This window comes from Streptosporangium sp. NPDC002524, from assembly GCF_040295985.1.
In the GTDB taxonomy this organism is placed as follows: Bacteria; Actinomycetota; Actinomycetes; order Streptosporangiales; family Streptosporangiaceae; genus Streptosporangium.
In genome coordinates, this window is record NZ_JBEOWK010000019.1 from 138,827 (window position 1) to 154,506 (window position 15,680).

The window sequence follows — 15,680 nt, forward strand, 5'->3', positions numbered from 1 at the left end:
TCGCGTTCAGCGGTCCCGTGGGGGCGAGACATGGACGCCGAGGGCGAGATCGGCGCGTGTCCGGGCGTCGGCGGACCAGTGGGGGGCGTTCCACCGGTCGGCGATCGCGGCAGCCCGGGCGAAGTGGGCCGCGGCCTCGTCGTCGCGGCCGAGGAGGAGAGCGAGTTCGCCGAGGGTGTGGGCGACCGGGCGCAGTGCCAGCGACAGGCTCTCCGCGCCGGCCGGAGGACCTTCACGGTGGGGCAGCAGGTCCGCGTAGACCTCCTCGGCGGCCTCACGGTCGTCCAGCGCGACGATCGCCATCGCGCGCAGGCTCGTCAGGAAGGTGAAGAAGAAGTCGGGCCGGATCGGGGCCGGTGACACGCGGGCCCGGCGCGCGTCGTCGCCGCGGCCGGCGGCGTGCAGGGCGAGCACGAGCAGGTCGGCGGCCATCGGGCCGAGCGCCTCGTGCAGGGCGCGCACGTCCTCCAGGTGGTCGCCGAGCGTGCCGTCGTTCAGCCAGATCGCCGCCAGCGCCAGGCGGACGAAGCCGGTGTGCACCGATCCGGCGCCTTCCATGCGCGCGGTGGCCTCGAGGTAGAGGCGCTCGGTGTCGGCGAACCGGCCCTCGATGAGCACCAGGGTCGCCAGCGCGATCTCGGCGGCGCTGATCGCCTCCGGCATCCGGTAGGCGCGGGCGAGGCCGAGCGCCTCCCCGGTCACGCGGCGCATGGTCGCCGGGTCGTTGGCCGCGGCGGCGTTCGCGGCCTGGTTGAGCAGCCCGGTCACGCGGTAGACGGGCAGGTCGTGCTCGACGCCGATCTCCACCAGCTCGCGGGCGTACTCCTCGTGCCCGGGGTCGCGGGCCAGGACCAGGAGCGCCGCGGCCCGCAGGCGGGGATCGGTGGCATCGGTGGCATCGGTGGCATCGGTGGCGAGGCCGAGTGCTTCCCGCGCCGCGGCCATGACCGTCGGGTCGTCCTCGCCCACCAGCTCGTTGGCGTACGCGGTGAGCAGGCGGGAGCGCACCTCGGGGGCGAGACCGGCCCGCTTGAGCAGGCGGGCGAGGCGGCCGACGAGGGGACGGTCGACCGTGCCGTACGTGCGGGCCTGCCAGGGGGTGGCCTCGGTCCAGGCGGTGAACGCGGCGATCATCAGGTCGTCGCGGCCGATCGACTCGGCGTACTCCACGGCCTGTTCGCGCGTGTGCCTGGCCGCGGCGACGGCTCCGGCCCTGATCTGCGCGCGCAGCAGCCTGCCGAGCAGGCCGACGCGCTCGTCCGGTTCGCCGGAGTTGGCGACCGCGTCGGTGAGGAGGGCGGCGGCCACGTCGTGGGCGTAGCGCGCCTCGGCCAGCTCGGCGGCCCGTACGCAGTGGCCGACGGCCTTCGGTGATCCCGCGCGCGCGTAGTGGTGGGCGAGCGCCGCGACGTCACCGCCGCCTTCCAGGGCGGCGGCGATCCGGGCGTGCATCCTGGCGGCCCGCAACCGGGTGACGTCGGCGACCAGCGTGTCCCTGACCAGTGTGTGGACGAACCGGACGCGGCCGGGGCCGGGCTCGTCGAGCAGGCCGGCGATGACGCCCGCGTCCAGCGCGTCCAGCACGCCGTCCTCGTCGCAGTCGGCGGCCCGCACGAGCACCTCCACCGAGCTTTCCCGGCCGGCCACCGCCGCCAGCCGCAGGACGGACACGCCGCTGCCGGGGAGCCTCGCCAGCCGGCGCCGCAGCACGTCCCGTACGCCCTCGGGGACCTCCGAGAGCGCGACCAGCGCGCCCTCGCCGGTCAGCAGCCGCGCGCTCTCGCGCACGTAGAACGGGTTGCCGCCGGTGCGCTCGGCGATCCCGGCCACGGTCGCGTCGTCGGCCTCGCACTCGGCGCGGACGAGTTCCGCGACGGCGTCGCCTTTCAGCCCGGGCAGCTCCAGCCGCAGGGGCGCGGTGCGGGCGAGGACGCCGAGCGTCCCGGTGAGGCGCTCGCTCTCGTCCGCGCGGTACGCCGCGACGACCAGGATCGGAGCCCGCGCGCCGACGCCGCCGAGCAGTTGCAGGGTGGCGGCGTCGGCCCAGTGCAGGTCGTCCAGGACGACGGCGACCGGCCGGTCGGCGGCGGCCGCCGCGAGCCAGTTCCACACGGCCCGCCGCAGCCGGAACCGCCCGGCCGCCGCGTCACCGCCCACCGGCGCGGAGGGCGCGGAGTCGGACAGCAGCGGCGCCAGGTCGGCCGCGAACTCCCCCGGAGGAACGCTCACGGCCACCTCGCGCAGCGCCTCGACCCACGCCCACGCGGGCGGCGCGCCGTCCACCTCGGGACAGCGCCCGGCGGCCACGAGCCACCCGGCCTGTCCGAGCCGCCCGCCGAGACGCTCCAGCAGCGTCGACTTGCCGAGCCCCGCCTCGCCGGTGACGAGCACGACACGCGGCCCGCCGCCGGCGGCCTCCCCTGCGGCGGCCATCAGCGCCGCGAGCTCGCCCTCGCGCCCCACGAACGTCGCGTCGGGCCCGTCGCCCGCGGGCGGCGCGGCGACCCGGGGCGTGTCCGCGAGGGGCGGGGGGACGGCGGCGCGCAGGACGTCCGTGCGCTGGGCGAGGATCGCCTCCTCCAGGGCCACCAGGTCCGGGCCGGGGTCCAGGCCCAGCTCGTCGGCGAAGATGGCGCGGGCGCGGCGGAGCGCGGCCAGCGCGTCGGCCTGGCGGCCACTGCTCCACAGCGCGAGGGCGTACATGCGCCAGCCCTCCTCGCGCAGGGGCTCGTCGCGGGTGAGACCCTGCGCCTCGGCGACGACCGCCGCGGGGTCGCCGAGCCGCAGCCCGGCCGCGAGGTGCCGTTCGCGGGCGACCAGGCGCAGCTCGTTCAGCCGCGCGGTCTCGGCCGCGGCCCACGGCTCGTCGGCGACCTCGGCGAACGCGGGCCCGCGCCACAGCGCCAGCGCCTCCTCCAGCCGTTCGCGGGCGGCACGGGGATCGGCGAGCGTACGGGCCTGTTCGAGCAGCTCCTCGAAACGCCACGCGTCCACCGCCCCCGGCGGCAACCGCAGCGCGTAACCCGGCGAGGCGCTCACCAGCAGGCGGGCCGGGGTCCGCGGCGGGCGGCCGGGCTCCAGCAGGCGGCGCAGGTTCGACACGTACGCCTGCAGCGACGCCAGGGCGCGCGACGGCGGCTCGCCGCGCCAGAGGTCCTCGACCATCCGGTCGACCGACACGACCTGCCCGCGCGCCGCCACCAGCAGGGCCAGCACGCCGCGCTGCCGCGGCCCGCCGAGGGGAACGGGCCCGCCGCCGGCCTCGGCCGCGAACGAGCCCAGCACCCGGATCAACACCATGACGTGACACATCGTACGCGCGGCCACCTCACGCGCGCCCTCCAAGCCGGCTCCAAGTGCCTTCCAAACCCCGTCGGCAGGCTTGAGCACATCGAACGAACGAAGAACGCGAAGAACGAACGAAAGGCGGGAACAGATGAGCGTCGACACCCGGGACATGGAGATCGTCCACCGCGCCCTGCGCCGCGAGTCGCGGCTGCTGACACAACTCGTCGCGGCGGTCGCCCCCGGCGACACCGCCCGCGCCAAGGTGATCGCCGGCCACTTCCGCGTCTACCGGGTGGGGCTGGAGAACCACCACGAGGGCGAGGACGAGCTGCTGTGGCCGCCGCTGCTGTCCCGGGTCGACCTGGAGGCGGACGTCGTCCTGCGGATGCAGGCCCAGCACGAGCGCATCGCGGCCACGCTGACCAGGCTGGACGCCGCGGTCCCGGCGTGGGAGGCCGGTGCCGGAGCCGACGAGCGCGACACCCTCGTGGCGGTCCTCGCCGATCACCGGGCGGTCCTGCTCGAACACCTCGACGACGAGGAGTCCACTCTCCTCCCGCTCGCGGCCGAGCACATCACCGAAAGGGAATGGGCCTCCCTAGGCGAGCACCTGGTGGCCAACACCCCCAAGCTCACCCTGCTCACGCTCTTCGGCCTCGTCCTGGAGGACGCGAACCCGGCCGAGCGCGCCACGCTCCTGTCCGGCCTTCCCGCACCGGTGCGCGGCGTCTGGCACGTCATCGGCCGCCCCCGCTACGCCCGCCACATCCGCCGCGTCCGCGCGGCCTGACCCCGCCCCCCTGCCCTTCCCGGTCCGAAACCCCGCCCCGCCCTCGCCTCTGCCCTTCCCGGCACGGACGCGAACGCGACCCGCTGACCCGATCCCGATCTCGTAAGGAGACGACCATGTCGCTCAAGACCGTCAACACCGCCCTGACCACCGCCGGTGTCCTCTTCATCCTCTACTTCGGGGTGTCCTTCGTCGTGACTCCCGAGACCGTCGCGCCGGGCTTCGGCCTGCCGGACTGGCCCTCCGGCGACGGCGGCGGCTTCCTGATCCTGAAGGGCATCCGCGACATCGCGGGCGGCCTGGTCCTGGGTGTCCTGCTGCTGACCGGTCACCGCCGCGCCCTGGGCTGGGTCCTGCTGGTGGAGGCCCTCATCCCGTTCGGCGACATGACCAACGTGCTCGCCCACGACGGCTCCGCCGCCGCCGCGTTCGGCGTCCACGGCCTGACCGCGGTGCTGATGGTCGTCACCGGCCTGCTGACCCTGCACGAGACCCGCGAGACCACCGAGGCCGCCAAGGTCACTGCCGCCCCGGTCCCCGCCGCGCGGTGAGCGGAGGAGCGGAGGAGGGATGCGGTTCCGCCGCCCCCTCCAGGGCCGGGCTCCGGGAAGGGGACGGTCAGCGGACGGCCACGACGCCGTCGGGCTCCCCCGCCCCGGTCCCCGCCCCGGTCCCCGCCGCCGTGGTGGCCCCGCGGTCGAACTGGGTGCGGTACAGCTGCGCGTAGCGGCCCCCGGCGGCCAGCAGCGTGGCGTGCGTGCCCCGCTCGGCGATCCGCCCCTCCTCCACCACCAGGATCAGGTCCGCGGCGCGCACCGTCGACAGCCGGTGGGCGATGACCAGCGCCGTCCGCCCGGCCAGTGCCTCCGCCAGCGCCTCCTGGACCGCGGCCTCGGAGGTGGAGTCCAGGTGCGCGGTGGCCTCGTCCAGCACGACCAGCCGGGGGCGGGCCAGCAGCAGCCGGGCGATGGTCAGCCGCTGGCGCTCCCCGCCCGACAGGCGGTAGCCGCGCTCGCCGACCACGGTGTCCAGCCCGTCGGGCAGCGCCTGGACCAGGTCGGCCAGCCGGGCGCGCCGCAGCACCTGCCACAGCTCCTCGGTGCCGGCCTCGGGGCGGGCCAGCAGCAGGTTGGCGCGGATCGTGTCGTGGAACAGGTGCCCGTCCTGGGTCACCACGCCCAGGGCCTGGCGGATCGAGGCCGCCGACAGGTCGCGTACGTCCACCCCCGACAGCCGCACCGCGCCGCTGTCGACGTCGTACAGGCGGGCCAGCAGCTGCGCGATCGTCGACTTGCCCGCCCCCGAGGAGCCCACCAGGGCGATCATCTGTCCCGCCTCGGCGCGGAAGGACACCTCGTGCAGCACCGTCGCGCCGCCGCGCGCGTCCAGCGTGGCGACCTCCTCCAGGGAGGCCAGGGAGACCTTCTCGGCCGAGGGGTAGGCGAAGCCGACCTGGTCGAACTCCACCGTCACCGGCCCCTCGGGCACCGGCCGGGCGTCGGCCCGGTCGGTGATCAGCGGCCGCAGGTCGAGGATCTCGAAGACCCGCTCGAAGCTGACCAGGGCGCTCATCACCTCCACCCGCGCCCCGGCCAGCGCGGTCAGCGGCGCGTACAGGCGGGTCAGCAGTAGTGCCAGCGCCACCAGCGCGCCCGGCTCCAGGCGCCCGCTCAGCGCGTAGAAGCCGCCGACCCCGTACACCAGGGCCAGTGCCAGCGCCGAGACCAGGGTGAGGGCGGTGACGAACACCGACTGCACCATCGCGGTGCGGACCCCGATGTCACGCACCCGCCGGGCCCGCGCCAGGAACTCGGCCGACTCCTGGGCGGGGCGGCCGAACAGCTTGACGAGGGTGGCGCCGGGCGCGGAGAAGCGTTCGGTCATCTGGGTGCTCATCGCCGCGTTGTGGTCGGCGGCCTCGCGTTCCATCCGGGCCAGCCGGGCGCCGACGCGCCGGGCCGGCAGCACGAACAACGGCAGCAGCACCAGTGCCAGCGCGGTCAGCTGCCAGGAGATGCCGATCATGACGACCAGGGTCAGGGTGAGCGTCACCAGGTTGCCCGCCACCCCCGAGAGGGTGTCGCTGAAGGCCCGCTGGGCGCCGATGACGTCGTTGTTCAACCGGCTGACCAGCGCGCCGGTACGGGTGCGGGTGAAGAAGGCGATGGGCATGCGCTGCACGTGGTCGAAGACGGCGCCGCGCAACCGCAGGATCAGCCCCTCGCCGATGCTCGCCGACATCCACCGGGTCACCAGGCCCAGTGCCGCCTCGGCCAGCGCGATCACCGCGATGAGGACGGCCAGCCTGACCACGACGCCCGCCGCGGCGCCGCCGACGATCGCGTCGATCACCTGCCCGGCCAGGACGGGGGTGGCCACCGCCAGCACCGCCGACACCACGCTCATCAGCAGGAACCACACCAGCAGGGTGCGGTGGGGGCGGGCGAAGGCGGCGATGCGCCGCAGCGTGGCCATCGAGAAGGGCCGCCGGTCGTCCTGGGCGTGCATCGTGGTGTAGAGCGAGTTCCAGGCCGCCATTTCCATGCTCATCACACATCACCGTGTTTCCTGTGCTCGTCATGCGGGGGGATCGCCGGCCGGGCCGTTCGCGGCCCACGGTCTGTCCGGTCCGTGCGTCCTGCGCGGCGCCGGCCGGCGCCGGGCGAGGGCGCGCGGGTGGTGCCACCTCACGACCCTAGAAGCTGAAGTCAACTTCAGGTCAAGGACGGCGTCTTCGCCGTCTTCGCCGTCCCGCCGTCTCCCCCGTGGTCTCTCACGGTCTCCCTCCGTTCACGATCGCCTCCCCCACCCCGCCGGGCCTCGGGCCGGACGGGACCCAGGGCCCCGGGCCCGGGCGGGGTGGGGTGGGGCCGGGGCCCGGCTGGGTGGGCGGTGCCCCGCCCCCCTAGGCTGGAGGCCGTTTGACCCCCGGTCCGGACGCCCCCGCCCCCTCGGGCGGGCCGTCCCCTTGTGGAGAGGTGTACCCGCCGTGCCGACCGCACTCCGCCTGTTCCGTTACGTGGCGATCGCCGAAGCGTGCTCGTGGGCGGGCCTGCTCGTCGGCATGTACTTCAAGTACGTCGCCGCCACCGGCGACCTCGGCGTGAAGATCTTCGGCCCGGTGCACGGCGCCCTGTTCGTGCTCTACCTCGCCGCGGTGCTGTACGCGGCCCGCCAGGCCCGCTGGAGCCTCGGCACGATCATCGTCGGCCTGGTGTGCTCGGTGCCGCCGCTGGCCACCTTGTGGTTCGAGCGGCGCATGCTCGCCCGCCACCGCGAGCCGGTCACCGCCTGAGCCCCACCCCTCGGATCAGAGGTCAAGAGGTCGATCAGAGGTCCAGGACGGCGCGGGCGGCGGCCCGGCAGCGCCGCGGGTCGGTCAGCAGGTCGACGCAGTCGCCGAACTGGTCGATCGAGCCCACCGGCGGCAGCGCCCGCACCCGGGCGTCGGTGATGGCGCCGCCCAGGGCGTCGGCGAACCGGCCGGCGTCGATGACCTGGAAGGGTCTGCGGTGGTAGGGGCGCAGGGTCGCCTCCAGGGCCGGGGCCACCCCCATCCGGTTGTGCAGGGCCGCCACCCGCCGGTACACCACCCCCAGGTGCTCCTCGCGGCGGCGCCACCCGGTGGCCGCCACCGCCGCCGACAGCGCGTCCCCCAGCTCCGCCGTGCCCGGCAGGCGGGCGAAGGCGCTGCCCAGCCACTTGGCGTACGGCGGGTAGCGGCGGCGCGTCAGCACCACCAGCCGCATCAGGTCACGGGCCAGCTCCGCGGTGACCAGGGCCGAGCCCAGGTCGTCGCCGACCTCCCCGCACCGGCCGGGGAAGGCCTCCTGCCGGGCCAGGCGCCGCCACTGCCCGGCCAGCACGTAGCGTTCCAGGTCGGGTGGGTACCAGCGCAGCGCGGCGCGGGCCCGCTCCAGGACCTCCAGGCCGTCGTGGAAGACCTCCCCGCTGGTGACCTCGGCCAGGCGCTGCCAGGGGGTCGACAGCCAGTCCAGCACGCTCACCCCGCCCAGCGGGTCGAAGCCGAGCCGCTCGGTGAACCAGCTCTGCGGATCGCTCACCTGCACGCCGTGGCGCTCCCCGGTCACGGTGGTGCGGTATCCGCGGAAGTCCCCGGGCAGGTGGTCGCCGACGGCGCGCCGGACCCGCTCGGCCCGGTGCGCCGCGACGAACACCACCACCCGGGGCCCCCAGTCGTGGTCGGTGGAGCGTTCGGTGTCGAACGCCAGCACCTCCGACCCGGCGCCGATCAGCGCGGCACTGTGTGGCACGTCGGCCACGATCGGCCGCACGACCTGGGCGTAGAAAGCACGCGAAAGCTCCAGGCCAGGTATGAAACTGGACATCATTTCGTCCACTCTGCCTGCCGGGGCCGCGCCCCGCACCAGGTTTTCCCCCGCCCCGGGCCGGCCCCCTTCAGAGGGTCAGGTGCCGTCCAGTCCCGCGGCGGCCAGCGGGCGCCCGCGCAGCCCCAGCCGCTCGTACAGGGAGACGGCGGCGTGGTTGGCGGTGTCGACCATCAGCGCGACCCGCTCATGGGCGGCCGCCAGCTCCCCCAGGGCGAACCGGCACACCCGCTCGCCGTACCCGCGGCCGCGCAGGGCCGGTGCGGTGGCGACCCCGGCGACGAATCCCACCGCCGGGCAGGACCAGGCGTCGGCGGCCACCGCCACCAGGTTCCCGTCGTCGTCGCGGACCCCGGCCCAGCGCCGTACCCCCGGCACGCCCGGTACCGCCCAGGAGGTGGGGGCGGCCCGCGCGAGCAGGTCGCCCACCTCCCCCTCCTCGGCGGTACGCAGCCACCCCGCCCGTCCCGGGAGGGGGTTTGGGAGGGGCGGGGTGAGCGCGGGGCCCGGGGCGCCGGCGGGGGTGTCCATCCACTCGAACGTGCCCACCACCCGCAGCCGCGCGTCCCGGGCGGCCACCTCCTCCACCAGTGCCCGCTCCCCCGTCACCCGGTAGGACGGGCCGGTCTCCTGCAGCGCCTGCCGCACGAGGGTGCTCACCGGGCCGGGTTCGCCGTACACCGTGAGGCGGTCGCGGCGGTTGAGGTCGGGGCAGGCCACCGCGACCGCCTCGCCCAGCGCCCACGCCCGCACCCCGGGGGCCATCGCCTGGGCCCCCCACAGGACGAGCGCGTCGCCCGAGCAGGCCTCGGCGATCTCGGCGGCGTCCTTCAGCCGCACCGGCGCGCCGTTCACGCCGTTCACGCTGTTCATGGTGTTCGTGCCGTTCAGAGGATCGCCCCGGGACGGTAGGCGGCCGCCTGCGGGTAGCGGGTCACGACCTGCGCCACCCGCGCCACGACCGCCTCCACCTGGGCCGAGGCCGCGCCGGTGAAGGAGAGCGGCTCGCCCAGCAGGGCCCGCAGCGCCGCCTCGTCCAGCGGGAAGCGCTCGTCGGCCCCCAGGCGGGCGATCAGCTCGTTGCCGCCCGCGCCCTCGCGCATCGCCAGCGCCGACGCCACCGCGTGCTCCTTGATCAGCTCATGGGCGCTCTCGCGGCCCATCCCGGCCCGCACCGCGGCCATCAGCATCTTCGTCGTGGCCAGGAACGGCAGGTAGCGGTCCAGCTCGGCGGCGATCACCGCGGGGAAGGCGCCGAACTCCTCCAGCACCGTCAGCATGGTCTCCACCAGCCCGTCGAACGCGAAGAACGCGTCCGGCAGCGCCACCCGGCGCACCACCGAGCACGACACGTCGCCCTCGTTCCACTGGTCTCCGGCCAGCTCCCCGGTCATCGAGGCGTACCCCCGCAGGATGACCGCCAGCCCGTTGACCCGCTCGCACGAGCGGGTGTTCATCTTGTGCGGCATCGCCGAGGAGCCGACCTGTCCCTCGGCGAAGCCCTCGGTGACCAGCTCGTGCCCGGCCATCAGCCGGATCGTCCTGGCCAGGGAGGAGGGGGCCGCGGCCAGCTGCACCAGCGCGGTGACCGCCTCGTAGTCCAGCGACCGCGGGTACACCTGCCCCACGCTGGTCAGCCGGTGGGCGAAGCCCAGGTGCGCGGCCACCTCGTCCTCCAGCGCCGCCAGCTTGGCCGCGTCGCCGCCCAGCAGGTCCAGCATGTCCTGGGCGGTGCCGACCGGCCCCTTGACCCCGCGCAGCGGGTAGCGGGCGATCAGCTCCTCCAGCCGGGCGAACGCCACCAGCAGCTCGTCGGCCGCCGAGGCGAACCGCTTGCCCAGCGTCGTGGACTGCGCGGCCACGTTGTGCGAGCGCCCGGCCATCACCAGGTGTGAATGCTGCGCCGCCAGGCGCGCCAGCGCGGCCAGCAGCGCCACGCACCGGTCGCGGACCACCACCAGGCTGTCGCGGATCTGCAGCTGCTCGACGTTCTCGGTCAGGTCCCGCGAGGTCATGCCCTTGTGCACCTGCTCGTGGCCGGCCAGCGCGTTGAACTCCTCGATGCGGGCCTTGACGTCGTGGCGGGTGACGCGCTCGCGGGCCGCGATCGACTCCAGGTCGACGTGCTCGACCACCTTCTCGTAGTCGGCCGGAGCCCCGGGGGGAACCTCCACCCCCAGGCGGGCCTGCGCGGCCAGCACGGCGAGCCACAGGCGCCGCTCGGCCACCACCTTGTACTCGGAGGACCACAGGCGGGCCAGCTGCGCGGAGGCGTAGCGGGCGGCAAGGACATTGGGGATACGCGGCTTGGCAGTCACGTTGCGTCAGTATATTCCGCCGCCCTCGCCCGCCCCGACCAGGGGGCGCCCGCCAAGAAGCCCCGCCGGACCAGGGAAGCCCGGGACGGCCGCTCGGGGAAGCGTGAGAGCCGGTCGCCCGCGCGGGCGCCCCGCGGACACACACACGCACACCCGCGCCCCCGACGAAAGGGTGGCAGGCTCCTTGGCTCCTTACGGCCTACCGGCTACCGGGCCGTCGTCGGCGCCAGCTCGTCCTTGTCGTAGACCTTCAGCGGCGGCCGCTCACCACCGTCCTTGGGCGTGCGCCGCAGCCGCTCCTTGAGCCGCTCCACCATCACGTACAGGGTCGGCACCAACACCAGCGTCAGCAGCGTCGACGACAGCAGGCCGCCGATCACCACGATCGCCAGCGGCTGGGAGATGAACCCGCCCGAGCCGGTCAGCCCCAGCGCCATCGGGATCAACGCGAAGATCGTCGCCACCGCGGTCATCAGGATCGGCCGCAGCCTGCGGCGGCCACCCTCGATCACCGCCTCCACCACGCCCATGCCCTGCTCGCGGTACTGGTTGATCAGGTCGATCAAAACGATCGCGTTGGTCACCACGATGCCGATCAGCATCAGCATGCCGATCAGGGCCGGAACGCCCATCGGCGTGCCCGTCGCCAGCAGCAGCCCGATCGCGCCGGTCGCCGCGAACGGCACCGACACCAGCAGGATCAGCGGCTGCACGAAGCTCCGGAACGCCGCCACCATGATCATGAAGACGATCGCGATCGCCGCCAGCATCGCCAGCCCCAGCTGCCCGAACGCCTCGGCCTGGTCCGCGCTCACCCCGCCCATGGTGAAACTCGCCCCCGCCGGCAGCGCCAGCGCCTCCAGCTTCGTCGTCAGCTGCGTCGTCGCCGCGCCCAGGTCGCTGCCGGTCGCCGTGCCCGACACCGTCGCGCTGCGCTCACCGTCGATCCGCGTCACCTGCGTGGGGCCGGCCACCGTGGAGACCTCCGCCACCTGCGACAGCTTCACCGTGCCCGTCGCCGTCGGCAGCTTCAGCGCGCCCACGGCCTTGACGTCCTCGGGCGCGTCCGCCGTCCGCAGCACCACCGCGCCCGAACGGCCGTCCAGCGTCAGCTCACCCAGCGGCGCCCCCCGGAACTGCTGCGCCACCAGCTGCCCGATCTGCGTCTCCGTCAGCCCCCTGGCCGCCGCCTTCTCCCGGTCAACCCGCACCTCGACCCGCTCGGCACCGGCCGCCAGGTTCGAGGTCACGTCCCGCAGCCCGCCCATGTCGGCCATCGCGGCGCGGACCGTCTCGGTCGCCGTCCGCAGCGTCGCCACATCCGGCGCCTGCACGATCACCTGCAGCTGGTCGGTCGCCCCGCCACCGGGGCCACCCTGGCCGCCGCCCACGGTGACCTCGCCGATCTCCGCCTCGGGCAGCTCCTTCAGCCGCCCGCGCAGCTCCTCCTCCAGCGCCGCGCTGTCGGTCTCCTCGGCGATCGTCACCGAGTACGAGGCCCGGTCACCGCCACCGCCGCCCGTCCCCAGGAAACCGCCGCCACCGCCCACGTTCACCTGGTAGTCGCGCACGCCCTTCAGCGACGCCAGGACCTCCTCGACCTTCTTGGCCGCCGCGTCCGTCGTCGCCAGATCGGTCCCGGCCGGCATCCGCTGGCTGATCGACACCGTGTCCTGGCCGGAGGAGTCGATGAAGTTGGTCTCCAGCCGCCCGGCCAGGCCCATCGTCGCGGCGAACACCACCACGCCGATCAGCACCGTCACCAGCCGCCGCCGCGTCGCGAACCGCAGCACCGGCAGGTACGCCCGCTGCAGCGGGCTGCGCATCTCCTTGGCCTCGGCCTCCTCACGCACCACCCGCGCCTGCTCCGGCGACAAAACCGGCGCCTTCAGGAACCAGTACGCCAGCACCGGCACCACCGTCAGCGACACCAGCAGCGACGCCAGCAACGCCACCGTCACCGTGATCGCGAACGGCGCGAACAGCTGCCCCACCATGCCGCCCACCACCGCGATCGGCAGGAACACCGCCACCGTCGTCAGCGTCGAGGCCGTCACCGCGCCGCTCACCTCGCGCACCCCGGCCAGCACCGCCTTGCGCTTGGCCTCCCCGTAACCCAGATGACGCTTGATGTTCTCCAAGACCACGATCGAGTCGTCGACCACCCGGCCCACCGCGATCGTCAGCGCGCCCAGCGTCAGCAGGTTCAGCGAGTAGTCCCCCACCCACAGGGCGATCAGCGCGATGACCACCGACAGCGGGATCGACGCCGCCGTCACCAGCGTCGAACGCACCGACAACAGGAAGATCAGGATGACCAGCACCGCGAACGCCAGGCCCAGCAGGCCCTCGGTCGTCAGGTCCTCGATCGACCGCTCCACGTACGGCGCCTGATCGAAGATCACCGTCATCTCCGAGGAGTCCCCGATCGCCCGCACCAGCTCCGGCAGCTTCTCGCGCACCGCGTGCGAGATCGTCACCGCGTTGCCGTCCGGCGTCATCGTCACCGACAACCCCAGGCTCGGCTGCCCGTTGGTCCGCGTCAGCGACGTCCCCTCGGCCAGCGTCCGCTCCACCGTCGCCACGTCCCCCAGCCGCACCGGCTTGGGAGCCGCCGCAGGACGCTGCGCCTGAGCCTGGGCCCGCTGCGCCTGCTGGATCTGCTGCGCCGTACCGCCACCCGAACCACCACCCGGCGCCTGCCGCGCCTGCGAGGGCACCTGCTGCTGCGGCGCCGCCGCCGGGGCGGCGGGCGTCAGGTACAGGCCCTTCAGCTCCTCCAGCGTCGAGACCCGCTCACCCACCTGAACCGTGAGCGACACCTTGTCCTCGGTCACGCTGCCCGCCGGAACCGGCTGCCCGTTGGCCCGCAGCACCTCGGCCACCGCCGTCGGCGACAACCCCAGCAACGCCAGCTTGCGGACGTCCGGAGTGATCGTCACCACCTCGTCACGGGTGCCCGTCACCGTCGCCGACCGCACCCCCTCCACGGCCTGCAGCTCCGGCACCACCAGCCGCCCCAGCCGCTCGGCCATGACCCGCTGGTCACCGCCGTCGCCCACCGCCAGCTGCATCACCGGAATGTCGTCGGTCCCGCCCGACAACACCTGCGGATCGACCCCCTCGGGCAGCTGCGCCTCGATCCGCGAGATCGCCTGCTGCATCTCCGCGACCGCCGCGTCGATGTCGGTGCCGTACTCGAACGCCACCTGGACCTGCGCCATCCCCTCCCGGGACGTCGAGGTCACCTCCGAGACCCCCTCCAGCCCCTGGAAGCTGTTCTCGATCGGCTCGGTCACCTGCTCCTCGACGATCTCAGGAGAGGCACCCGGGTAGGAGGCCGCCACGAACGCCCCCGGGAACGACAGCGAGGGCAGCAGCTGCTGCTTCAGCGAGGGAATCGCGAACAGGCCGAACGCGCTCAACACCAGCGCGATCATTATGACGAGGCTGCGGTTGGCGAGGCTCAACCTGGCCAGGGAGGTCATGGGGGCGGGCTCCTCAAGGAGGGATATCACAACAAGATTCGCCCTACACTAACACTTCGCCTCATACGAATATTTAACGATGCTTACCAATCCTGATAACCTTCTCAGGAAGCGAGAGGTGAGCGTGAACGACGACCGCGAACAGCTGATCGACCAGATCGGCGCCATGCAACGCGACCTGGGCCGCCTCATGGCCCAGCACCGCGCCCCGTCCCCCCTCTTCGACTCCAACCTGACCATGCGCCAGCTCAAAGTCGTCATGATCCTCTCCGGCCAGGAGTCCGCCTCCGGCCAAGACCTCGCCACCCACCTCGACGTCGGCCTCGGCACCGTCACCGGCATCGTCGACCGCCTCGTCGCCCACGGCCTCGTCGCCCGCCGCGAAGACCCCCACGACCGCCGCATCCGCCGCGCCCGCCTCACCCCCGCCGGACGCGCCCTCATCGAACAGATCGCCGACGCCGGCCTCACCGAGTTCCGGCGCCTCCTGCAACACCTCGACACCCCCACCCTGCACGACCTGTCCGTCGTCATGGAGAAGATCCAGCAGGCCGCCCTCACCCTGCAGAACCACAACCCCCACAAAAAGGTGGGATGATAGGTTCTGTCGCTGTGACAGCACCCACCGACACCCTCTTCTCCCTCACCGGCCGCACCGCCCTCGTCACCGGCGGCAGCTCCGGCATCGGAAACGCCATCGCCCACACCCTCGGCCACGCCGGCGCCAACATTGTCATCGCCGCCCGCCGCACCACCCACCTCACCCACGCCCTCACCCAACTCCACGACCAGAACATCACCGCCGCCGCCATCACCACCGACCTCGCCGACCCCGACGACATCACCCGCCTCTGCCACCAGGCCCCCACCCACTTCGGCGACATCGACATCCTCGTCAACAACGCCGCCAACAACATCCGCGCCCCCATGGCGGACCTCACCCCCGACGACTACCAAAAGACCATGGCCGTCAACATCACCGCCCCCTACCTCCTCGGCCAGCACTTCGGCCCCCGCATGGCCCGGCGCGGCTGGGGCCGCATCATCAACATCGGCTCCCAGCAATCCCACAAGGCCTTCGGCGACAGCGGCGCCTACGGCATCTCCAAAGCCGCCATCACCGGCCTCACCCGCTCACAGGCCGAAGCCTGGTCCCCCCACGGCGTCTGCGCCAACACCATCATCCCCGGCTTCGTCCTCACCCCCCTCACCGAACCCGCCCAAGCCATCCCCGGCCGCGTCGAAGCACTCGCCGCCCGCACCATGACCGGCCGCAACGGCCACCCCGCCGACTTCGCCGGCATCGCCCTCCTCCTCGCGAGCGACGCCAGCGCCTACATCACCGGCCAGGCCATCTGCGTCGACGGCGGCTTCTCCGTCCACTGACACCCCCCACCGCCGGCTACGCCGGCCTCGTCGCCGGGCCCGCCGTCATCGGTGCCGCCCG

11 protein-coding genes are annotated in these 15,680 nt (G+C 73.8%); 5 read left to right on the plus strand and 6 right to left on the minus strand.

Going from position 1 to position 15,680, the window contains the following annotated elements:
- Positions 1-6 precede the first annotated feature (6 nt).
- Positions 7-3,300, minus strand: a complete 3,294-nt coding sequence (locus tag ABT053_RS29945; protein WP_350973412.1) for an ATP-binding protein — start codon at positions 3,298-3,300, stop codon at positions 7-9.
- A 136-nt stretch (positions 3,301-3,436) separates the two neighbouring features.
- Here ABT053_RS29945 and ABT053_RS29950 point away from each other — a divergent pair, with 136 nt between their 5' ends.
- Complete coding sequence (locus ABT053_RS29950; protein WP_350973414.1) at positions 3,437-4,078, plus strand: hemerythrin domain-containing protein; 642 nt, start codon at positions 3,437-3,439, stop codon at positions 4,076-4,078.
- Positions 4,079-4,194: 116 nt separating this feature from the next.
- The gene (locus ABT053_RS29955) at positions 4,195-4,629 is read left to right on the plus strand and encodes a DUF4267 domain-containing protein (protein ID WP_350973416.1); all 435 of its coding nucleotides are present in this window, start codon (positions 4,195-4,197) and stop codon (positions 4,627-4,629) included.
- Positions 4,630-4,696: 67 nt separating this feature from the next.
- Here ABT053_RS29955 and ABT053_RS29960 read toward each other — a convergent pair whose 3' ends face one another.
- Entirely contained in the window at positions 4,697-6,628 is a 1,932-nt protein-coding gene (locus ABT053_RS29960; RefSeq protein WP_350973418.1) for an ABC transporter ATP-binding protein, read from the minus strand.
- 439 nt (positions 6,629-7,067) lie between these two features.
- On the opposite strand from ABT053_RS29960, the gene ABT053_RS29965 reads away from it, so the two are divergent.
- A complete protein-coding gene (locus ABT053_RS29965; protein WP_350973420.1) occupies positions 7,068-7,373 on the plus strand; it encodes a DUF3817 domain-containing protein in 306 nt (101 codons plus the stop codon).
- 34 nt (positions 7,374-7,407) lie between these two features.
- Here ABT053_RS29965 and ABT053_RS29970 read toward each other — a convergent pair whose 3' ends face one another.
- From ABT053_RS29970 to ABT053_RS29985, 4 genes are all read right to left on the minus strand, one after another.
- On the minus strand, positions 7,408-8,430 hold the full coding sequence (locus ABT053_RS29970) for a DUF4037 domain-containing protein (RefSeq protein WP_350973422.1): 1,023 nt from the start codon (positions 8,428-8,430) through the stop codon (positions 7,408-7,410).
- Positions 8,431-8,505: 75 nt separating this feature from the next.
- Positions 8,506-9,291: a GNAT family N-acetyltransferase gene (locus ABT053_RS29975; protein WP_350973423.1), complete on the minus strand. Its 786-nt coding sequence runs from the start codon at positions 9,289-9,291 to the stop codon at positions 8,506-8,508.
- A gap of 23 nt (positions 9,292-9,314) precedes the next feature.
- On the minus strand, positions 9,315-10,745 hold the full coding sequence (gene purB / locus ABT053_RS29980; RefSeq protein ID WP_350973425.1) for an adenylosuccinate lyase: 1,431 nt from the start codon (positions 10,743-10,745) through the stop codon (positions 9,315-9,317).
- A gap of 206 nt (positions 10,746-10,951) precedes the next feature.
- On the minus strand, positions 10,952-14,233 hold the full coding sequence (locus tag ABT053_RS29985; protein WP_350973427.1) for an efflux RND transporter permease subunit: 3,282 nt from the start codon (positions 14,231-14,233) through the stop codon (positions 10,952-10,954).
- A gap of 118 nt (positions 14,234-14,351) precedes the next feature.
- Between ABT053_RS29985 and ABT053_RS29990 the strand changes: the two genes are divergently transcribed.
- Together ABT053_RS29990 and ABT053_RS29995 are read left to right on the plus strand one after the other, a co-directional pair.
- Positions 14,352-14,831 (plus strand): MarR family winged helix-turn-helix transcriptional regulator, encoded by a 480-nt coding sequence (locus tag ABT053_RS29990; protein WP_350973428.1) that lies wholly within the window; start codon positions 14,352-14,354, stop codon positions 14,829-14,831.
- Positions 14,832-14,845: 14 nt separating this feature from the next.
- On the plus strand, positions 14,846-15,619 hold the full coding sequence (locus ABT053_RS29995; protein WP_350973430.1) for an SDR family NAD(P)-dependent oxidoreductase: 774 nt from the start codon (positions 14,846-14,848) through the stop codon (positions 15,617-15,619).
- Positions 15,620-15,680: the final 61 nt, after the last annotated feature.

Coding starts and splice junctions, on each gene's coding strand:
- ABT053_RS29970 (WP_350973422.1), bottom strand. CDS start 8,430: ATGATGTCCAGTTTCATACCTGGCCTGGAGCTTTCGCGTGCTTTCTAC.
- ABT053_RS29950 (WP_350973414.1), top strand. CDS start 3,437: ATGAGCGTCGACACCCGGGACATGGAGATCGTCCACCGCGCCCTGCGC.
- ABT053_RS29985 (WP_350973427.1), bottom strand. CDS start 14,233: ATGACCTCCCTGGCCAGGTTGAGCCTCGCCAACCGCAGCCTCGTCATA.
- ABT053_RS29955 (WP_350973416.1), top strand. CDS start 4,195: ATGTCGCTCAAGACCGTCAACACCGCCCTGACCACCGCCGGTGTCCTC.
- ABT053_RS29945 (WP_350973412.1), bottom strand. CDS start 3,300: ATGGTGTTGATCCGGGTGCTGGGCTCGTTCGCGGCCGAGGCCGGCGGC.
- ABT053_RS29960 (WP_350973418.1), bottom strand. CDS start 6,628: ATGAGCATGGAAATGGCGGCCTGGAACTCGCTCTACACCACGATGCAC.